Origin of the sequence: Blastococcus mobilis (assembly GCF_900188025.1) — a bacterium.
GTDB classification, from domain to species: domain Bacteria; phylum Actinomycetota; class Actinomycetes; order Mycobacteriales; family Geodermatophilaceae; genus Blastococcus_B; species Blastococcus_B mobilis.
The window spans coordinates 1-16,297 of the sequence record NZ_FZNO01000033.1; the positions used below are offsets into that span (position 1 = coordinate 1).

Annotated in this window: 20 protein-coding genes and 1 tRNA gene; 4 read left to right on the plus strand and 17 right to left on the minus strand. The window is 72.2% G+C overall.

The genetic code is table 11. The annotated features are described in order from the left end of the window. Positions 1 to 31: 31 nt before the first annotated feature. From CHB94_RS26835 to CHB94_RS21380, 9 genes are all read right to left on the minus strand, one after another. Positions 32 to 793: a class II aldolase/adducin family protein gene (locus tag CHB94_RS26835; protein ID WP_217899422.1), complete on the minus strand. Its 762-nt coding sequence runs from the start codon at positions 791 to 793 to the stop codon at positions 32 to 34. 169 nt (positions 794 to 962) lie between these two features. Beyond that, positions 963 to 2,315 carry an MBL fold metallo-hydrolase gene (locus CHB94_RS21340; RefSeq protein WP_089338570.1) on the minus strand — a complete coding sequence of 451 codons (1,353 nt, stop codon included), beginning with the start codon at positions 2,313 to 2,315 and terminating at the stop codon, positions 963 to 965. A gap of 52 nt (positions 2,316 to 2,367) precedes the next feature. After that, the gene (locus CHB94_RS21345; protein WP_089338571.1) at positions 2,368 to 2,757 is read right to left on the minus strand and encodes a DUF302 domain-containing protein; all 390 of its coding nucleotides are present in this window, start codon (positions 2,755 to 2,757) and stop codon (positions 2,368 to 2,370) included. A 587-nt stretch (positions 2,758 to 3,344) separates the two neighbouring features. Then, positions 3,345 to 4,190 (minus strand): cytochrome c oxidase assembly protein, encoded by an 846-nt coding sequence (locus tag CHB94_RS21355; protein ID WP_217899423.1) that lies wholly within the window; start codon positions 4,188 to 4,190, stop codon positions 3,345 to 3,347. A 13-nt stretch (positions 4,191 to 4,203) separates the two neighbouring features. Beyond that, positions 4,204 to 4,686 carry a DUF2243 domain-containing protein gene (locus CHB94_RS21360; protein WP_089338573.1) on the minus strand — a complete coding sequence of 161 codons (483 nt, stop codon included), beginning with the start codon at positions 4,684 to 4,686 and terminating at the stop codon, positions 4,204 to 4,206. 250 nt (positions 4,687 to 4,936) lie between these two features. Beyond that, entirely contained in the window at positions 4,937 to 5,515 is a 579-nt protein-coding gene (locus CHB94_RS21365; protein ID WP_089338574.1) for a class I SAM-dependent methyltransferase, read from the minus strand. A 31-nt stretch (positions 5,516 to 5,546) separates the two neighbouring features. Continuing rightward, positions 5,547 to 6,047, minus strand: a complete 501-nt coding sequence (locus CHB94_RS21370; RefSeq protein WP_217899424.1) for a hypothetical protein — start codon at positions 6,045 to 6,047, stop codon at positions 5,547 to 5,549. Continuing rightward, positions 6,044 to 6,949: a cytochrome c biogenesis CcdA family protein gene (locus CHB94_RS21375; protein WP_089338575.1), complete on the minus strand. Its 906-nt coding sequence runs from the start codon at positions 6,947 to 6,949 to the stop codon at positions 6,044 to 6,046. Before CHB94_RS21375 ends, CHB94_RS21370 begins: the two co-directional genes overlap by 4 nt. After that, on the minus strand, positions 6,942 to 7,625 hold the full coding sequence (locus CHB94_RS21380) for a DsbA family protein (protein WP_254920833.1): 684 nt from the start codon (positions 7,623 to 7,625) through the stop codon (positions 6,942 to 6,944). Before CHB94_RS21380 ends, CHB94_RS21375 begins: the two co-directional genes overlap by 8 nt. A gap of 218 nt (positions 7,626 to 7,843) precedes the next feature. Between CHB94_RS21380 and CHB94_RS21385 the strand changes: the two genes are divergently transcribed. The 4 genes from CHB94_RS21385 (at position 7,844) to CHB94_RS21400 (ending at position 10,258) form a co-directional block, all read left to right on the plus strand. Continuing rightward, a complete protein-coding gene (locus tag CHB94_RS21385) occupies positions 7,844 to 8,659 on the plus strand; it encodes a GntR family transcriptional regulator (protein ID WP_089338610.1) in 816 nt (271 codons plus the stop codon). A 19-nt stretch (positions 8,660 to 8,678) separates the two neighbouring features. After that, positions 8,679 to 9,032 carry a rhodanese-like domain-containing protein gene (locus tag CHB94_RS21390; RefSeq protein WP_089338577.1) on the plus strand — a complete coding sequence of 118 codons (354 nt, stop codon included), beginning with the start codon at positions 8,679 to 8,681 and terminating at the stop codon, positions 9,030 to 9,032. Beyond that, positions 9,029 to 9,820, plus strand: coding sequence for a sulfite exporter TauE/SafE family protein (locus CHB94_RS21395; RefSeq protein WP_089338578.1), 792 nt, complete (start codon positions 9,029 to 9,031; stop codon positions 9,818 to 9,820). The genes CHB94_RS21390 and CHB94_RS21395 overlap by 4 nt, the downstream gene beginning before the upstream one ends. Before the next feature lie 141 nt (positions 9,821 to 9,961). Next, entirely contained in the window at positions 9,962 to 10,258 is a 297-nt protein-coding gene (locus CHB94_RS21400) for a tyrosine-type recombinase/integrase (RefSeq protein ID WP_176445681.1), read from the plus strand. On the opposite strand, the gene CHB94_RS21405 is transcribed toward CHB94_RS21400, so the two are convergent. The 8 genes from CHB94_RS21405 to CHB94_RS21440 form a co-directional block, all read right to left on the minus strand. Then, positions 10,250 to 10,323 (minus strand) — tRNA-Pro (locus CHB94_RS21405). The two genes, CHB94_RS21400 and CHB94_RS21405, sit on opposite strands and share 9 nt — an antisense overlap. Then, positions 10,314 to 10,670 (minus strand): hypothetical protein, encoded by a 357-nt coding sequence (locus CHB94_RS21410; RefSeq protein ID WP_089338580.1) that lies wholly within the window; start codon positions 10,668 to 10,670, stop codon positions 10,314 to 10,316. The genes CHB94_RS21405 and CHB94_RS21410 overlap by 10 nt, the downstream gene beginning before the upstream one ends. 281 nt (positions 10,671 to 10,951) lie before the next feature. Continuing rightward, on the minus strand, positions 10,952 to 12,298 hold the full coding sequence (gene der / locus CHB94_RS21415; RefSeq protein ID WP_089338581.1) for a ribosome biogenesis GTPase Der: 1,347 nt from the start codon (positions 12,296 to 12,298) through the stop codon (positions 10,952 to 10,954). After that, entirely contained in the window at positions 12,295 to 12,990 is a 696-nt protein-coding gene (gene cmk, locus CHB94_RS21420; RefSeq protein WP_089338582.1) for a (d)CMP kinase, read from the minus strand. Before cmk ends, der begins: the two co-directional genes overlap by 4 nt. Further along, positions 12,987 to 13,349 carry a chorismate mutase gene (gene aroH / locus CHB94_RS21425; protein ID WP_089338583.1) on the minus strand — a complete coding sequence of 121 codons (363 nt, stop codon included), beginning with the start codon at positions 13,347 to 13,349 and terminating at the stop codon, positions 12,987 to 12,989. Before aroH ends, cmk begins: the two co-directional genes overlap by 4 nt. 168 nt (positions 13,350 to 13,517) lie before the next feature. Next, complete coding sequence (locus tag CHB94_RS21430; RefSeq protein WP_089338611.1) at positions 13,518 to 14,363, minus strand: pseudouridine synthase; 846 nt, start codon at positions 14,361 to 14,363, stop codon at positions 13,518 to 13,520. Positions 14,364 to 14,560: 197 nt separating this feature from the next. Continuing rightward, the gene (gene scpB / locus CHB94_RS21435; protein WP_089338584.1) at positions 14,561 to 15,424 is read right to left on the minus strand and encodes an SMC-Scp complex subunit ScpB; all 864 of its coding nucleotides are present in this window, start codon (positions 15,422 to 15,424) and stop codon (positions 14,561 to 14,563) included. Then, positions 15,421 to 16,251, minus strand: coding sequence for a segregation and condensation protein A (locus tag CHB94_RS21440; protein ID WP_254920829.1), 831 nt, complete (start codon positions 16,249 to 16,251; stop codon positions 15,421 to 15,423). Before CHB94_RS21440 ends, scpB begins: the two co-directional genes overlap by 4 nt. Positions 16,252 to 16,297 lie beyond the last annotated feature (46 nt).

Consider the following 16,297-nt stretch of genomic DNA (forward strand, 5'->3'; position numbering starts at 1 on the left):
GCCATCATCGCCACCGGCCTCGAGCAGTGCATCACCGCCGGCGAGGACGGCAACACCCTCGACCGCGCCCGACTCGAGAAGCTCTTCCTCTCCCTGGCCTGAGTTCCCTCGTCCGAGGGTCACGGCCGGGGTCGGACCCGCCCCATCGACTCACGTACTTTCCGCAGGGCATCGCCCGGGAAGTCCACTGCGCCACCGATGGCACTGGCCGCCAGCTCGGCCTCGCAGCTTCCTCCATCGCCACGACGAGACGAGCGGTCGAGAGCGGGTCTTCTCCGAAGCAGAGCAGCCCGTGATTGGCCAGCAGAACTGCGCTGGTCGTCGGGGTCTCCGCGAGGAGAGCTGCGATGCCACGGACCGACACCTGGGATCCGCGCGGGCCCCAGGGTGCCACCGGCACCGGCTCAGCCTGCCCGAATCGCAGGAGCGGCTCGGCTCGGCACGGCAGCGGCTGGTGCGCAAGAGCGAACGCCGTGACGGCCGGTGAGTGTGTGTGGATGATGGCGGCCACGTCGGAGCGGGCCCGGTAGACAACGCTGTGCATGGCCACGATCTCAGCGTTCTCGGGCGCCAGATCGCCGTCCTCCACCGCACCTTCGACGGTCACCGTCGCCAACTGGTCAAAGCGCAGATCCCGGACGACACCCGTCGTGGTGAGCAAAAACCGCTGCGCGTCGATTCGCGCACTGAGGTTCCCGTGGCCGGAATGGGACATCACCCCAGCGGTGAAGAGGGCGTTCGCCGCCCCGACCACACGACCGCGTAGCTCGTCGGCCTTCAACTGCCCCGACATGGCGTCTCCTTCGGTCGGTGCGACTGAGGAGGGCAAGCGCTGCAATCGTCGCCGGTCCCCGGGCAGCCGTGGCCGTCAGCGCGAGCCCGGATTCCCGTGGAGCCGGACACCTCCGTCAGCACTGGTCATCCACTGGTCATCCGGTGCGCGCACCGGCTCTCTCGGTCGGCTACTCGTCCTCCAGCCCCGCCTTCCCAGCGGCGTCGTAGGAGTCGTTGATCAGGACGATGGAGCGGCCGGGCCGGTCCAGCACCGAGGCGGCGATCGACGCCCGGTAGCCCGATCCGCAGTAGACCCACACCTCGCCCCGCGGCACCTCGTCGAGCCGGTCGGCGAGCTCGTGCAGCGGGATGTGCTGCGAGCCGCGCACGAAGCCGTTCGCCCGCTCGTCGTTGCGCCGGGCATCGAGGACCTGCACCGGCCCCCGCTCCATCGCCTCGGCCAGGCCGGAGAAGTCGCTGACCGGGTACGAGCGCAACGGCTGCCCGTCGGCGACGGACTCGATGTCCCCGATCGCAGCGCCGGCCAGCTCGTCGACGCCAATCCGCACCAGCTCGCGGCGGGCCTCGGCCACCTGCTCCTCGCTCTCGCCGATCAGGGTCAGCGGCGCTCCCCAGCGGTAGAGCCACCCGAGGTAGGTCACGAAGTTGGTGCCGAGCTCGAAGTTCATCGAGTCGGCCAGATGACCGGCGGCGAACGCGGTGCGCTCGCGCAGGTCGACCACCCACTCGCCGGCCTCGATCCGCCGGCGCAGCTCTCCCGGGTCGACCCGCTCCGGGAGGGAGAGGTCGACCGGCGCGGGCCCACGCCGGTTGATCGGCGCCATGCGGGCGTAGTAGGCCGGGTAGACGTCCAGCCCCGCGAGGAGGGTGTCGACGTACTGCTGCTCGGCCTGCGTCAGCGCGGGGTTGACCCGCTGCTGCTCACCGATGGTCGACGACGTGCCGCTGGTCGGAGTGGCTGAGCAGAAGCTGCCGAAGCCGTGCGTCGGGAACACCTGCGCCTCGGCCGGCAGCTCGCGGGCCAGCCGCCGCACCGAGTGGTACTGCGCGTGGGTCAGCTCGTCGGTGGCCTCCGGGCTGACCAGGTCCGTACGGCCGGTGGCCCCGTAGAGCATCGATCCGCCGGTGAACACGGCCTGGACGGTGCCGTCGCTGCCGGCGAGGGCGTAGCTGACGTGGTGGTGGGTGTGGCCGGGAGTGTGCACGACCCGCAAGCGCATCCGGCCCGCCTCGATCACGTCGCCGTCGGACACCGCGACGTGGTCGACCTCCACGCCGCTCCCGCTCGGGAGGACGTAGGCGGCGCCCGCCCGGCGCGCGAGCTCCGGACCGCCGGTCACGTAGTCGTTGTGCACGTGCGTCTCCAGGACATGGCTGATCCGCACGCCGCGTCCGGCGACCAGGTCCACCACCCGGTCGATGTCGCGCTGCGGATCGACCACGACGGCGACCTCGCCATCGTCGACGAGGTAGCTCCGGTCACCCAGGCTGGAGGTCTCGATCGTCTGCACGTCGAACATGCACGTCATCGTTCCCTACCCCGTAGGGTACAAACCACGAGCGCCCGGCGGCTCAGCGCCGGGGCGCGGCCAGCGCCGCGTCCAGACGGCGACCGGCCTCGTCGGCCATCGGCTGCAACTCCGGCCGCCCGGTCATCGAGACCATGGTCTGCGGGTGCATGACCTGCACCGTCGAGCCGTCGCCGGTCTGGCTCACCACGACGTTGCACGGCAGCAGGACGCCGACGCCGCGCTCGATCTCCAGCGCCTGCTGTGCCAGGTCGGGAGCGCAGGCGCCCAGGATCAGGTAGGGCTCCATCTCCACTCCCCGCTTCTGGCGCAGAGTGGCCTTCACGTCGATCTCGGTCAGGACGCCGAAGCCCTGCTCGGCCAGCGCCTCTCTCGTGCGCGTCACCGCCTCCGCGAACGGTAGAGCGAGGTCGAGGGTGCGTCGGTACTCCATGCACGACTCCTTCCGGTCCTTCCGGGACGCCGCCCGACGACGCTGCGCGGTCCACCGGCCCGGGCCGCCGGTCGGTGCGACGAGGTCTTGCCGTCGGTACCCCCACCGCCGTCCTCGTACCCCGCGGATCCACGTGCCGACGAGGCACCACGGTCGCCCCTCACCTGCGACGTTGCCTCCTCGCTGCTCTCTGCATAATCTCGATCCATGTACTGGGGTTATGCGAGGAGCCGGCCCGCGTTCTGCGTGTGCCTGCTCGCGGTGACCCCGCTCATGGTCGACGACCGGCTGTGTCCGGCCGGCACGCCCTCCCGCTGAGCGACCCTCAGCGGCCCCCGCGTCCGCCCGCACGCCTGTCGAAGGACCCGTTGACCGAGATCACCGCTCCCGTTCCCACTCAGCCGTTCGGCCTCGGTCCCGCGGCCGACGTGGCCGCACCGCCCGCCGCCCCGGTCGAGAGCAGCTCCGCCTCAGCCCGCCGCCGTCTCCGGTGGCGGCGCCTGACCTCTGCCGTCGCGGACGCACACCGGGCGGCCGTTCCCTTCTGATGGCGAAAGCAGCCCTTTCACGGCATGGGGCGCGCGCACTCACCCGCCGGCGGGCACGCCGCTGAGCGCCGCACCCGGTTGCCGCGCGAGCGCGCGCCCCGTGCGGCGGTACCAGGTGGCGAACACCGCGACGAGAAGCAGCAGGTCCGCGACGTGGCCGCCGTAGTACATCAACTGCGCCGCGGCCTCGACCTCGGCGGCGGCGTGGCCACTGCCCGCCGGCAGGCTCGCGGCGCGGGAGTACAGCAGCTTGGCCAAGAAGGCGTGGGCGCCACCGGCTGCGACCAGGACCGCCAGCCGTACGCCCATCCCTGGACGGCGCGGAGCGGGATCAGGGCCGGCCACCGCCCAGGCGAACAGGTAGCCGGCCAGCAGGAAGTGCAGGTGCAGCAGGTGGTGCACGACCTCCGAGCGGATGCTGAGGGCGTACAGCGGCGTGAGGTAGAGCAGGTAGAGGCCACCGATGCTGAGCACAGCGGCGGTGGCCACGTGCGACAGCGCGTGCAGTGGCCGGGACCGCAGGACCGCCGCGACCGGCCGACGCGCGGCGACCGGGAGCCCGGCCAGCAGCAGGGACAGCGGTGCACCGAGCACGAGCGCGATCGGGGCGAACATGCCCAGCAGCAGGTGCTGCGCCATGTGGCCGCTGGCCGTGTCCGCGTCGACCGCCGGGGTCAGCGCCGCGCCGACCAGGACGGCCCCCAGCAGGAAGCTTGCCGTCCGACGGCTGCTCCACCCGCGGCCGTTGCCGTGCAGCCGGGCGAGGCCGACGAGGTATCCGGCAACCAGCAGGGCCGTGACCAGCACCGACGGCAGCCACATCGCGGCCGAGGCGCCGGCATCGTGGGAGCCGCCGTGGGCCAGGGGTACGAGGGCGACGCCCATGACGCTCAACGTCTCAACGTCTGGCAGCCGGCGTGCGCCCCTCGTCCCGGGAGCGCCAGATCATGAAGGCGCCCACCAGCAGCAGCACCACCGCGGCACCGTTCCAGGCCAGGTCGTAGGGCAGCAGGTCGACGCCGTAGCGGATCTGGTGCAGGCGCAGGATCTTGTGGTCGACGATCCCGTCGAACAGGTGGAAGGCGCCGAGGCCGAGCACGAAGCCGGCCCACGCGGACCGCGGTGCCAGGGTTCCGCGGCGGCGGAGGTCCGCGAACCAGAAGAACCCGGCGACCAACAGCACCAGGTAGGCCGTCTGGAACAACCCGTCCGACAGCAGGCTGATGTCAGGGGTCGACCGGTCGTAGAAGTGGTGCCAGCGCAGCAACTGGTGGAAGACGATCTCGTCGATCGCGGCCATGATCGCGACGCCGAGCATGATGCCGGTGAGCACCGACCGGCGGCGGTCGACGGTGACCGACAGGTGCTGGGTCGGGGTCATGCGCTGCCTCCCGCGTGATGAAACGCCGACGGGCCCGCGAAGCTGCAGGTACGGCGGAACCGAGTTTTCGGCGACCAGACCCGTCGCGGCCGACCAGATGGCCACGTGATTCCTTCCCAGGAACTGCCCCGCGGGCATAGCCCCTCATCGGCGGACCTACACCAGGCCGATGACCGGGCCCGTCCACGTCCGCGTCGCCGATATCCGTGCTGGTGCGGGCGGCACTCGCACGGCGCCTACGGCCCCGGATTCAGGGGCGCTGCGCGAACAGGAGCGTGTCGACAGCGGTGCCGGAGTCGGTCGACCGGTCGATCCGATCGAGGCGTGAGATGCGCCAGCCGGGGACCGCCCCACCGAGCAGCTCCGGGTCGTAGAGCAGGTCAGGGTCCTGCGGGCCGCCGGTCCTGCGGGTGATGTTCTCCCGGTCGTGGCCGAGGACCAGCAGGTGCCCGCCCGGGCGAACGGCGGCGGCGGAACGCGCCAGCACGTCGACCAGTCGGGCGCGCGGCAGGTGCAGGTAGAGCACCAGTACCAGGTCGAACTGCCCGTTGCCCAGGTCGGCGGTGATCACGTCGGCGACGCGCCACGTGACCTGCGCTCCCGGCGGCGCGTTCTCCTGCCCCCGGCGGAGGCCGACGGCCGAGAAGTCGATCGCCTCGACCTCCCACCCTCCGGCGGCCAGCCACAGCGCCATGCGTCCTTCACCGGTCGCGACGTCCAGGGCCCGGCCGGGTGGCAGCGATCCAATCAGCTCTGCAGCAGTGCGGTTCGGCTCCACCGACCACTGCCGTGCCTCGGCGTAGCGGCGGTCCCACTCAGCGGCGTCCACGTCGTCTCCTCCCGATCGGTTCCGGTCCGGGTCAGCGGGCCTGCCGCGCGGTCGGCGAAGCGGGCACAGCACACGCCCACTCCCCCCGCAGTCTGCGGGTCAGCGCCCACGCCAGCAGGAGCAGCGCGAGAACGGAGAGCACCGGCTGGACCGGCTCGAAGTACGTCATCGCACCGCTGGCGCCCAGGGCCAGCAGGACCAGCTTGTTGCAGACCGGACAACCCACGGCGAAGAAGGTCAGGAGTCCGCCGGCACCGCCCCACAAGCGCGACCGGCGCTCGTCCTCGTCCGGAGCCGGGCCCGGCGAACCTGGTTCCCGCGCGTAGGTGGCCACGAGCAACCCGGCGAGCACCGCGCTCGCCAGCAGAGCCGGCCAGGACCACCACGTGGGCGGCACTTCCCGGCTGAAGACCGGCGTGTCGATGAGGTCGGTCGGGACGGCGACCACCACCACGCCGACCGCGGTCATCGCGAGCGCCGTGAGCCAGCGCCGGCGGCCCCAAGCCCGGAGCGCCAGGTACATCGAGGTCATCGGGACTCCTGTCGGTCGAGCACATCGAGCCTGTCGTCGTCAGTGCAGGCATCAGTGGTCCCGTTCCGGATCCGGTGCAGGCGGAGCGCGATGACGCCGAGGAGGAGCGCCGCGGCGGCCGCCAGCAACCAGACGTCGAGATCGCGCGCGGACAGCTCGGTGATCCAGCGCTGCGCCTCGAACTCGAGGTCCGTGGTATCCCCGAACCCGAGGACGCCGGTGATGCCGGCGGTGCCGTCGAAGCGGAGGAACAGCCAGCCGATGGCGACGAACAGCGCGCCGGAGATCAGCTGGCTCGTGTGCAGCTGCCGGCCGCCGATGCGCAGCGGGCGGCCGCGCAGCCACCGGCGCCGTCCGAGGTCGAACCGGTCCCACAGCAGCGCGAGCACGAACATCGGCGCCGCCATCCCGAGGGCGTAGACGGCCAGCAGCAGCCCTCCGCCGACCACGCCGCCGTCGGTCGCGGCGAGGGTGAGGACGGCGCCGAGGATGGGCCCGGAGCAGAATCCGGCGAGGCCGTAGACCGCGCCCAGCGCAAAGGTCCCCGCCCACCCACGGGCCCGGCCCGGGGTGGCGACCCGGGCGCGGAGCCGGTCAGCTCCCGGCAGGCTGAAGCCGCCACCGAGGAGCTGCACCATCCCGAGAGCGATGATCGTCCAGCCGGCGACGGCGATCAGCACCTCCCGGTGCCCGTAGAAGAGCGTCGAGACAAGCGCCGACCCCACCCCGAGGGGCACCAGGGTCAGGCAGAGACCCAGCCAGAAGACGACGGTCCGGGCGAGCAGCTCACGCGGATGCGCGAAGGCGTAGGCGAAGAAGGACGGCAGCAGGAGCGCGCTGCAGGGGCTGATGAGCGTCAGCGAGCCGCCGAGGAACGCGGCCGCGAGTCCGAGCTCACCCATCGGACGCGGCCTGCTGGGCAGCCTGCTCGATGGCCTCGACGAAGGTGTCGGTGGGCTGCGCGCCCATGATCGGACGGCCGTTGACGAGGAAGGCGGGCGTGCCCGCGATGCCGAGTTGCTGACCCTCCTGGAAGTCGGCGGTGACCGCGTCGAGGGTCTGCTGCGACTGCATCGTCGCCGTGAACCGCTCGACGTCGAGGCCGAGATCTGCGGCGACCCCGGTCAGCACCTCGTCAGTCAGCTGCCCGCTGTTCGGCGGGAACCCCAAGGCGTACACCGCGTCGTGGTACTGCCAGAAGGCGCCCTGCTCCCCCGCCGCCCGCGCGGCCCGTGCCGCCTGGACCGACTGCTCACCGAAGTAGGGGAAGTCCCGCCACTCCAGCCGCAGGATGCCGTCCTCGACGAACCGGTCGACGAGCACGGGCTCGGTCTCCTGGGCGAACTTCGCACAGAAGGGGCATTGGAAGTCCTCCCACATGACGAGGACGACCGGCGCGTCGGCGTCCCCCTGGGCCAGCGGGTCGCCGGGGATGCGCCGGGCCAGCGTGTCGGCCGGTTCTCCCGTCTCGCTCCCGCCGTCGTGGCGCACGTCCGCGACCGGGGCGCCGCCACCATCCTTCCCGTCCCCGCGACCGAGACCCCAGACGACGGCGACGACGCCGAGCACGACGACCACGGCCAACGCGATGAGCGGCCCGCGCAGGGCCTGTGCCGTCGAGGATCGACCGGTGGCGGATCCGCTCCGCGTGGATGGATCAGGGCTGGGCACGATGTTCCCCCTAGCGCGCCGAGGTCGGCGCGCCGTTGTCCAGACAACCGATCTAGTGTTGACCGTACAAGGGCGGTTCGCTGAGGCGTTCCACCACCCGCCCAGGGTTCGGATCTGGAGGGCCGATGTCGGAGGGACCATCCGGACCGCCGGCAGTACGGCTGGACCGAAGCTCTAGCACGCCGCTGTGGCGCCAGCTGGCCCACGATCTCCGGAGCCGGCTGGACCGAGGGGAGTTCGGTCGCGGCCTCCCGGGTGAGTTCGAGCTCGGCCTCCAGTACTCGGTCAGCCGGCACACGGTCCGGGAGGCGTTGCGCCAGTTGCGTGTCGACGGCGTGATCAGCACCGGGCGCGGGCGGCGACCACGGCTCGCCGCACCCGACCCGGTCATCGCCCAGCCCACAGGGGTCGCCTACTCGCTGTTCTCCTCCGTGGAGGCCCGCGGGTTGGTGCAGACATCTGTGGTCCGCGTGCTGACCGTGCGGGCCGACGGCGTCATCGCTCCCCGGCTGGGACTGGAGGAGTCGACACCCCTCGTCCACCTCGAGCGGCTACGCCTGGCCGACGACCGGCCGCTGGCCCTCGACCGCGTATGGCTGCCCGCGTCCGTCGGCGAACCGCTGCTGGACGTCGACTTCCGCCGCACCAGCCTCTACGAGGAGCTCGCCCGGACCGGCATCGCCATCACCGGCGGGCAGGAGACGGTCCGGGCGGTCATCCCGAGCCGCGCTGAGCACGACGCACTCGGCCTGCAGCCACCGTCGGCAGTCTTCTCGGTCCAGCGGACCGGAACGAGCTCCGGCGTCCCCATCGAGTGGCGGCACACCCTCATCCGGGCCGACCGCTTCGCACTGACCAGCACGCTGAACCCCGGGCCCGGAGCGACCGAGCCACCCAGCGGCGGGATCCCCGTCTCGACGCTCACGCCGAGCTTCGGCTGACCCCAAGGAAGGAACGACCATGACCGAGGCGTCCCCGCCCACCCGGCTCCCCGACCTGAATCCCGTCGAGGCCGCCGAGCTGCTCGAACGAGGCGAGGCAGTGCTGCTCGACGTCCGCGAGCCGCAGGAGTGGGCAGCCGGCCACGCCCCCCAGGCCGAGCACCTCCCGCTCGGCCAGGTCACCCCGGCAGCGGTTCCGCAGGCGCAACCGGTCATCGCCATCTGCCGGTCCGGCAACCGCTCCGGCAAGGCCGCCGACACCCTGGCCGCAGCAGGGGTGCGGGTGCACAACCTGACGGGCGGCATGAAGGCGTGGGCCCAGGCGGGCCTGCCGGTCGTCACCGACGACGGGAAGCCGGGCGCGGTCGCGTGACCGTCGCCGCGGTCGGGCTCGGACTGCTCATCGGCCTGAGCCTGGGCGCACTCGGCGGCGGCGGCTCGATCCTGACCGTGCCCGCCCTGGTGTACGTCATCGGCCAGGACGCCCGTGCCGCGACGACCAGCAGCCTGTTCATCGTCGGCATCAGCTCGGTCATCGCCGCGCTCGGCCACGCCCGCAGCGGGCAGGTGCGCTGGGGCGTCGGCGTCGTCTTCGGGGCCACCGGCATCGCGGCCGGCTTCGCCGGGACCGCCGCCAACCAGCTCGTGGACCCCGACGTCCTCCTGCTCGCCTTCGCCGCGGTCATCGTCGTCGCCGCAGTGGGCATGCTCGCCAACAGTCGAGGCGAGGAGCCCGCGCCGCCGCAGCAGAACGACGCTCAAGAGCCCGCACGGCGCTGGACACCCGGACGGATCGGAAAGGTCGGCGGCGCCGGTCTGGTGGTCGGCTTCATGACCGGCTTCTTCGGCGTCGGCGGGGGCTTCGTGATCGTCCCGGCCCTCACCCTCGCCCTAGGCATGTCCATGCCACAGGCGGTCGCCACGTCACTGGTCGTCATCTCGATCAACTCCGCCGGCGCGCTGCTGGCGCGGGCCGGCACGGCCCACTTCGACTGGGCCGTGATCGTCCCGTTCACGCTTGCTGCCATCGCGGGGTCGCTGGGCGGCAAGACGGTGACCGACCGCGTCCCCGGCACGACCCTCACCCGCGCCTTCGCCGTCCTGCTCATCGCCGTCGCGGTCTACACCGCCACGTCGAGCCTGGTCTCGCTCCTCGGCTGACTGTGAGCATGGCCGGGTCGGTGTCCATCGGTGATGAGCTGGCGGCCGGTGGCAGCGGGCGTGACCCTTCGGCTGACTGGTTTCGTGCCTTGCTGTGGACTGATTGACGCCTACACCGGCGGAGTGCTGGCCCGAGCCACCGTGCCTGCTGATCCTGACGACTACGTCGAACTGTCCGGCTCAGCCTGGCGGCAGACCGGCTTCGTGTTCACCACCGAGTTCGGCGACCCGTGCGATCCGCGGAACGCCTTTCGGGCGCTCCGGGTCGCCGCCGCCAAGGCCGGGCTGCCGCACGCCGGGCTGCACACGCTGCGCCACTCGGCGGCCAGCGTCATGCTCACCCGCGGCGTCCCGCTCAAGGTGGTGGAGAAGCGGTCAGGGGCCGTTCCGGATCTCTCCGGAACGGCCCCTGAGCTGCGGTTCCCGCTGTCGGGCTGACAGGATTTGAACCTGCGACCCCTTGACCCCCAGTCAAGTGCGCTACCAAGCTGCGCTACAGCCCGAGCGCCGGGCGGCTCACACCGCCCGATCGCTGCAGGAGCAGGTTACCGCACACGTCGTCCCGCACCGCCCGGTGGTCAGCCCCTCGCCGGCATGGGATCCAGCCGGCGACGGTGAGGACCTGGCGCAGCGCGGCGGCGAATGCGTCCGGCCCCCCCGTCACGCCGTACTCGCCGCCGAGGAAGCCGCCCTGGTCGCCGGGGAACGTGAGGGGCTCGTTCCCCGGCAGTTGGGCGACGGCGGCGCGGTGAGCCAGCTGGCCCTCGGAAGCGGCACCAGCGGCCGAGATGACGCGCGTCGACGCCGCAGAGAGGGCGGCGAAGTCGTGTTCGTGGTGCGTGCAGGACACAATCGTTCTGTCCGACCAGCCGGATGAACGTCGCCATCGCCGGGCCCAGGCCACTGCGCCGGTAGGTCCGGTGCACGTGCCGGCACGCAGCGACTGCCGCTCCGCGATCCGGCAGGACTTGGGCCGCCAGGGGCTCGCGGGCGACGAGCGTGCGGACCTGCTCCGGATGACGGGCCACGAGAACCAGCGGGTTGACGGGGCCACCGCTGGTGACGAAGCCGTCCACCGGCCCGACCCGGTCGTCCCGATCCTGTCGCCCCGATACCGACGACCCGGCCGGTTCAGCCCTTCGGTCGGTCGCTCCCCCGGCCCTCGCGGACCTTCACCGAGACCTCGATCGGCGTCCCCTCGAATCCCCACCTTTCCCGGATCTTGCGCTCGAGGAACCGGCGGTACCCGGCCTCGAGGAAACCGGTCGAGAAGACCACGAACCTGGGCGGCCGGATGTCGGCCTGGGTGACGTACTTGATCTTCGGGGCGCGCCCGCCGCGCGCTGGTGGCGGCGTCTCCTGGACCAGGGCCCGCACGAACGAGTTCAGCTCGGAGGTGGGCACGCGGGACTCCCACGAGGCCAGCGCCGCACGCAGGTGGTCGGCGAGCTTGTTGACGCCGCGCCCGGACTGTGCCGAGATGTTCACCCGGGACGCCCAGCGCACGCGGGAGAGCTCGCGTTCGATCTCCTTCTCCAGCTGGATGTGCCGGTCCTCGTCGAGGGTGTCCCACTTGTTGATCGCGATCACCAGCGCCCGGCCGGCGTCGACGACCTGGCTGATGACGCGCTGGTCCTGCTCGCTGATCACCTCGTCGGCGGCCAGGAGGACGACGGCGACCTCGGCCGCCTGGATGGCGGCCTCGGTGCGCAGGCTGGCGTAGTACTCCATGCCGCTGGCGGTGTTCACCTTGCGGCGCAGCCCGGCGGTGTCGACGAACCGCCACTCCTCACCGCCCAGGGTGACAATCGAGTCGACCGGGTCCACCGTCGTCCCGGCGACCGAGTCGACGACGGACCGCTCGTCCTTGGCCAACCGGTTGAGCAGGCTGGACTTGCCGACGTTCGGCCGGCCGACCAGCGCGACCCGTCGCGGACCCTCCTCCACGAGCTGTTCGCGCGGCGCCTCGGGCATGGCCTCGAGGACGAGGTCGAGGAGGTCGCCGCTGGCGCGGCCGTGCAGCGCGCTGACCGGCTGCGGCTCCCCCACGCCGAGCGACCAGAGCTCGGCGGCGTTGGCCTCGCTGCGCTCGTCGTCGACCTTGTTGGCGACGAGGATCACCGGCCGGTCACTGCGGCGCAGGATGCGGGCCGCGGCGAGGTCGGTGTCGGTGGCGCCGACCTGGCTGTCGACCACGAAGACGATGACGTCGGCGGTCTTCATCGCGTGCTCGGCCTGACGGGTGATCGACGCACCGAGCCCGCTGGCCTTCGGGTCCCAGCCGCCGGTGTCGACGACGGTGAACCGCTTGCCGTTCCAGAGGGCCTCGTAGCTGATCCGGTCGCGGGTCACGCCCGGGGTGTCCTGGACGACGGCGGCGCGGCGGCCCAGGAACCGGTTGACCAGCGTCGACTTGCCGACGTTGGGGCGACCCACGATCGCGACCACGGGCAGCGGCCCGGAAGTCTCCTCCGTCATGACCGCTCCCCCACTCCTACCGCGGACCCGGCGAGCTCGACGATCCGCTCGATCACGCCCTGCTGGTCCAGGTTCGTGCTGTCCACCACGACGGCGTCGTCGGCGGGACGCAGGGGGCTGTCGGCCCGGCTGCTGTCGTACTCGTCGCGACGACGGAGGTCCTGGGCGAGCGCGGCGATCTCCTCGGCGTCGGTGATGCCGAGCTGGCCGGCCCGCCGCTCGGCGCGGACCTCGGGGGCCGCCGTCAGGTAGATCTTCAGTGTCGCGTCGGGCAGGACGACGGTGCCGATGTCGCGGCCCTCGACCACCACCGCGTCGGCGGCAGCCACCAGCCCGCGCTGCTGCTCCACCAGCTGACGGCGCACGGCGGGAACGGCGGAGACGGCGGAGACGTGGCGGGTCACCTCGGCGCCGCGGATGCGGGTGGCCACGTCCACCCCGTCGACCAGCACGAGCTCGACGCCCGACTCCGTGCCCACCTCGATCCGCGCCCCGGCGACCGTGCGGGTCACCGCGTCGGCGTCCTCGGGGTCGACACCGGCATCGAGCACCGCCACGGTCGCCGCGCGGTACATGGCCCCGGTGTCGAGGTAGGCGGCGCCCAGGCGACCGGCAACGCCGCGGGCGACGGTGGACTTGCCGGTGCCCGACGGCCCGTCGAGAGTGACCTGCCCACGGAAGCTGGCGCTCACTGCGCGATGTCCCGGCGCAGGGCGGTCGCGCCGCGGAGGTACACGTGCTGGACCTCGGCCCGGGTCTTTCCCGTCTCGACGTGCGCCATCAGCCGCAGCACCCGCGGGAGCGCGTGCGGCACGTCCATCTCGGTGGCGCACATGAGCGGCACGTCACCCATACCGAGCTCGCGCGCGGCCAGGGCGGGGAACTCTGACACGAGGTCGGGCGTGGCTGTGAACAGGATGCTGATCACGTCGTCGTGGGCCAGTTCGTTGCGCTCCAGCACGGCGCTGACCAGCTCACGGGTGGCCTCGAGCACCTGCTCCCGGTCGTCTGCGTCGACCTGCGTCGCACCCCGGATGGCTCGGACGGCCATGCACTCCTCCTCGTTCGTCGATGTGACCGGTCGCCTCCGCGGTCGCTCCGCTGCTCGCTGCGACGCTCACGACCTGTCGGCTCCGTCGGCGTCCGGATCGCCGGAGCCTCGTCGAGTCTAGGTTCGCCGCTCCCGGCGTCCGCCCCGTCGCGGAGGCGGTACCACCCCTCACAGGCCGACGAGCTCCTGGAGCGTGCCGAGTTCCTCCTTGGTCAGCTTGCGGATCGACCCCGAGCGCATCCGCTGCAGCTGGATGGGGCCGACGGCGGTGCGCGTGAGCCGGGACACCGGGAGGCCGACGTGCGCCAGCAGACGCCGGACGATGTGCTTGCGACCCTCGTGCAGCACGACCTCGACCACCGACTGCCCGGCGTGGGTGTCCACCACCCGGAACGCGTCCACCGCGACGGGGCCGTCCTCCAGCTCCACCCCGGCCCGCAGGCGTCGGGCCATGTCGCGCGGCACCGAACCGGAGACCTGGGCGAGGTAGGTCTTGCGGACCTCGTAGGACGGGTGGGCCAGCCGGTGCGCCAGCTCGCCGTCGTTGGTGAGGAGCAGCAGGCCCTCGGTGTCCTGGTCCAGCCGGCCGACGTGGACCAGGCCCTTGGCCAGGTCGCCCACCATGTCGCCGACGGTCGGCCGGTTGCGGTCGTCGCTCATCGCGGTGATCACGCCCGGGGGCTTGTTCATCGCGTAGGTGACGCGATCCTCGCGGACCTCGATGCGCACGCCGTCCACGGCGAACTTGTCCTTGGCCGGATCGACCCGCATGCCCTGCACGGTGACCTGCCTGCCGTTCACGCTGATCCGGCCGGCCTCGATCATGTCCTCGCAGACCCGCCGGGAGCCGACCCCCGCACGGGCCAGCACCTTCTGCAGCCGCTCACCCTGGCGGTCGTCGCCGGGCTCGGCGGACGGCCGGTCGCCGGGGTGTACCGGTGCCAGCTCCATGTCTTCCGACCAGCCGTCGCCGGCCTCGGTGGTGCTCTCGTCGTTCGGTGTCGCTGAGTTCATCGCCACCCAGTCTCCCACCCGCGGGGAACCCTCTTTCCCACAGGACGCAGTTCTCGCCCGGCTGAGGCAGCCCGGGCCGTCGAAGGTGACCAAGGTCGCCGTTCTCGCCACGTCCGGGCCGAGGACCGGGCCGCACCGGCACGCCCGCTCACCCGACGTCTCTCGTTCCCCGAAACGCTTTCGGACGAGGGAACTGGTCAGCTGTCGGGGTGCTCGTCGAGCATGGTCGAGGTCTCGGGCAGCAGCGGTGCCAGCTCCGGCAGGTCCTCGAGGCTGCGGAGGCCGAGCCGCTCCAGGAACAGGGGTGTCGTCGCGTAGAGGCGACCGCCGCTGTCGGGATCGCTGCCCACCTCGTGCACCAGTCCGCGCGTGAGCAGGGTGCGCATGACGCCGTCGACGCCGACGCCCCGGATGGCGGAGACGCGGGCGCGGGTGACCGGCTGGCGGTAGGCGATGACGGCGAGGGTCTCCAGGGCCGCCTGCGTGAGCCGGCTGCGCTGGCCGTCGATCAGGTAGCGCTGGACGACCGGGGCGTGCTCGTCCCGGGTGTAGAGGCGCCACCCCCCTCCCACCTGCCGCAGCGTGAGCCCGGACCGCCGCTGGTCGTAGCCGTCGGCGAGCGCGGACAGGCCCGCGCGGACCTCCGCGACCGGGCAGCGCAGGGCCGCCGCGAGGGTCTCCTCGTCGACCGGGTCGTCCATGACGAACAGCAGCGCCTCGAGCCCGCCCTGCAGCTCCTCGGGGGTGAGCAGCTCCAGCGGCTCGTCCGCCGGCACCTCGTCCGCCGGCACCTCGGGCGCCGGCTCCCCCGCCGGGACGTCCGCCGGCGTCGGGTCCTGCGGAGGCTCCGGCTCCACCGGCACGGGCGCCGGCTCGGGCGGCGCGTCGACCGGCTGCTCGGCCACCCGGGCCGCCAGCTCCGCCGCGACCGCGTCCCACGTCCCCGGGTCGTGCTCGTCGCGTCGAGCGTCGACCTCACGAGTGGCCGCGAGCTCGGCCGCCAGCACGTCCCAGGAAATGGGGGAACGGTCCTCGTCCGGTCCTGCCTGCTCCGGGCTCACACGTACTCCTCGTCCACGTCCGCAGAGTCCTCAACCGCGCCGTCCACGTCGTCGCTGTGGCGGTCCGCTGGCGCCGTGCCACCGGTCCAGCGCACGTGCAGCTCCCCCAGGGGGGTCAGCTGCTCGAAGACCACCCGCTGCTGCCGGTAGAGCTCCAGCAGCGCCAGGAAGCGCGCGACGATCTCCAGGGTGTGGCCGCAATCGGCGGTCAGTGCGCGGAAGGTGGCGGTGCCCGAACGCACCAGGTGGTTCCGGACGGCCAGCAACTGCTCGGAGACGCTCACCGGCGGCGCGTGCAGGTGCGAGACGCTCACCACCTCCGGCGCCTTGGGGGCCAGGACCCGCGCGGCCAGGGCGGCGAACTGCTCGGGGGTCAGGTCGAGGGCCACCTCCGGCACCAGCTCGGCGAACCGTGGCTCGAGCGCGGCCGAGCGGGCGAAACGGTGCGCGGCCTCGGTCTCCCGCTCCCGCAGGAACAGGGCCGCCTGCTTGTAGGCCTTGTACTGCAACAGCCGGGCGAAGAGCAGATCGCGGGCCTCGAGGAGTTCCAGGTCCTCCTCGTCCTCCACGTCGGCGGCCGGCAGGAGCCTGGCCGCCTTCAGGTCGAGCAGGGTGGAGGCGACCACCAGGAACTCGCTGGCCTGGTCCAGGTCCAGCTGGTCCCCGAGCGCCCGCAGATGGGCGATGAACTCGTCGGTGACCTTCGACAGCGCGATCTCGGTGACGTCGAGCTTGTGCTTGCCGATCAACTGCAGGAGCAGGTCGAACGGGCCCTCGAAGTTGGTGAGCTTGACCGTGAAACGCGAACCCGCCTGCGCCTCGGTCACCACCGCAGCCTAGAGAAGGTCGACGACACGATCCGTGGTCGCGACG

Bases quoted from the DNA above. Each gene is read 5' to 3' on its own strand.
- CHB94_RS26835 (WP_217899422.1), bottom strand. From the start codon at position 793: ATGTCGGGGCAGTTGAAGGCCGACGAGCTACGCGGTCGTGTGGTCGGG.
- CHB94_RS21340 (WP_089338570.1), bottom strand. From the start codon at position 2,315: ATGTTCGACGTGCAGACGATCGAGACCTCCAGCCTGGGTGACCGGAGC.
- CHB94_RS21345 (WP_089338571.1), bottom strand. From the start codon at position 2,757: ATGGAGTACCGACGCACCCTCGACCTCGCTCTACCGTTCGCGGAGGCG.
- CHB94_RS21355 (WP_217899423.1), bottom strand. From the start codon at position 4,190: ATGGGCGTCGCCCTCGTACCCCTGGCCCACGGCGGCTCCCACGATGCC.
- CHB94_RS21360 (WP_089338573.1), bottom strand. From the start codon at position 4,686: ATGACCCCGACCCAGCACCTGTCGGTCACCGTCGACCGCCGCCGGTCG.
- CHB94_RS21370 (WP_217899424.1), bottom strand. From the start codon at position 6,047: ATGACCTCGATGTACCTGGCGCTCCGGGCTTGGGGCCGCCGGCGCTGG.
- CHB94_RS21375 (WP_089338575.1), bottom strand. From the start codon at position 6,949: ATGGGTGAGCTCGGACTCGCGGCCGCGTTCCTCGGCGGCTCGCTGACG.
- CHB94_RS21385 (WP_089338610.1), top strand. From the start codon at position 7,844: ATGTCGGAGGGACCATCCGGACCGCCGGCAGTACGGCTGGACCGAAGC.
- CHB94_RS21390 (WP_089338577.1), top strand. From the start codon at position 8,679: ATGACCGAGGCGTCCCCGCCCACCCGGCTCCCCGACCTGAATCCCGTC.
- der (WP_089338581.1), bottom strand. From the start codon at position 12,298: ATGACGGAGGAGACTTCCGGGCCGCTGCCCGTGGTCGCGATCGTGGGT.
- aroH (WP_089338583.1), bottom strand. From the start codon at position 13,349: ATGGCCGTCCGAGCCATCCGGGGTGCGACGCAGGTCGACGCAGACGAC.
- CHB94_RS21430 (WP_089338611.1), bottom strand. From the start codon at position 14,363: ATGAACTCAGCGACACCGAACGACGAGAGCACCACCGAGGCCGGCGAC.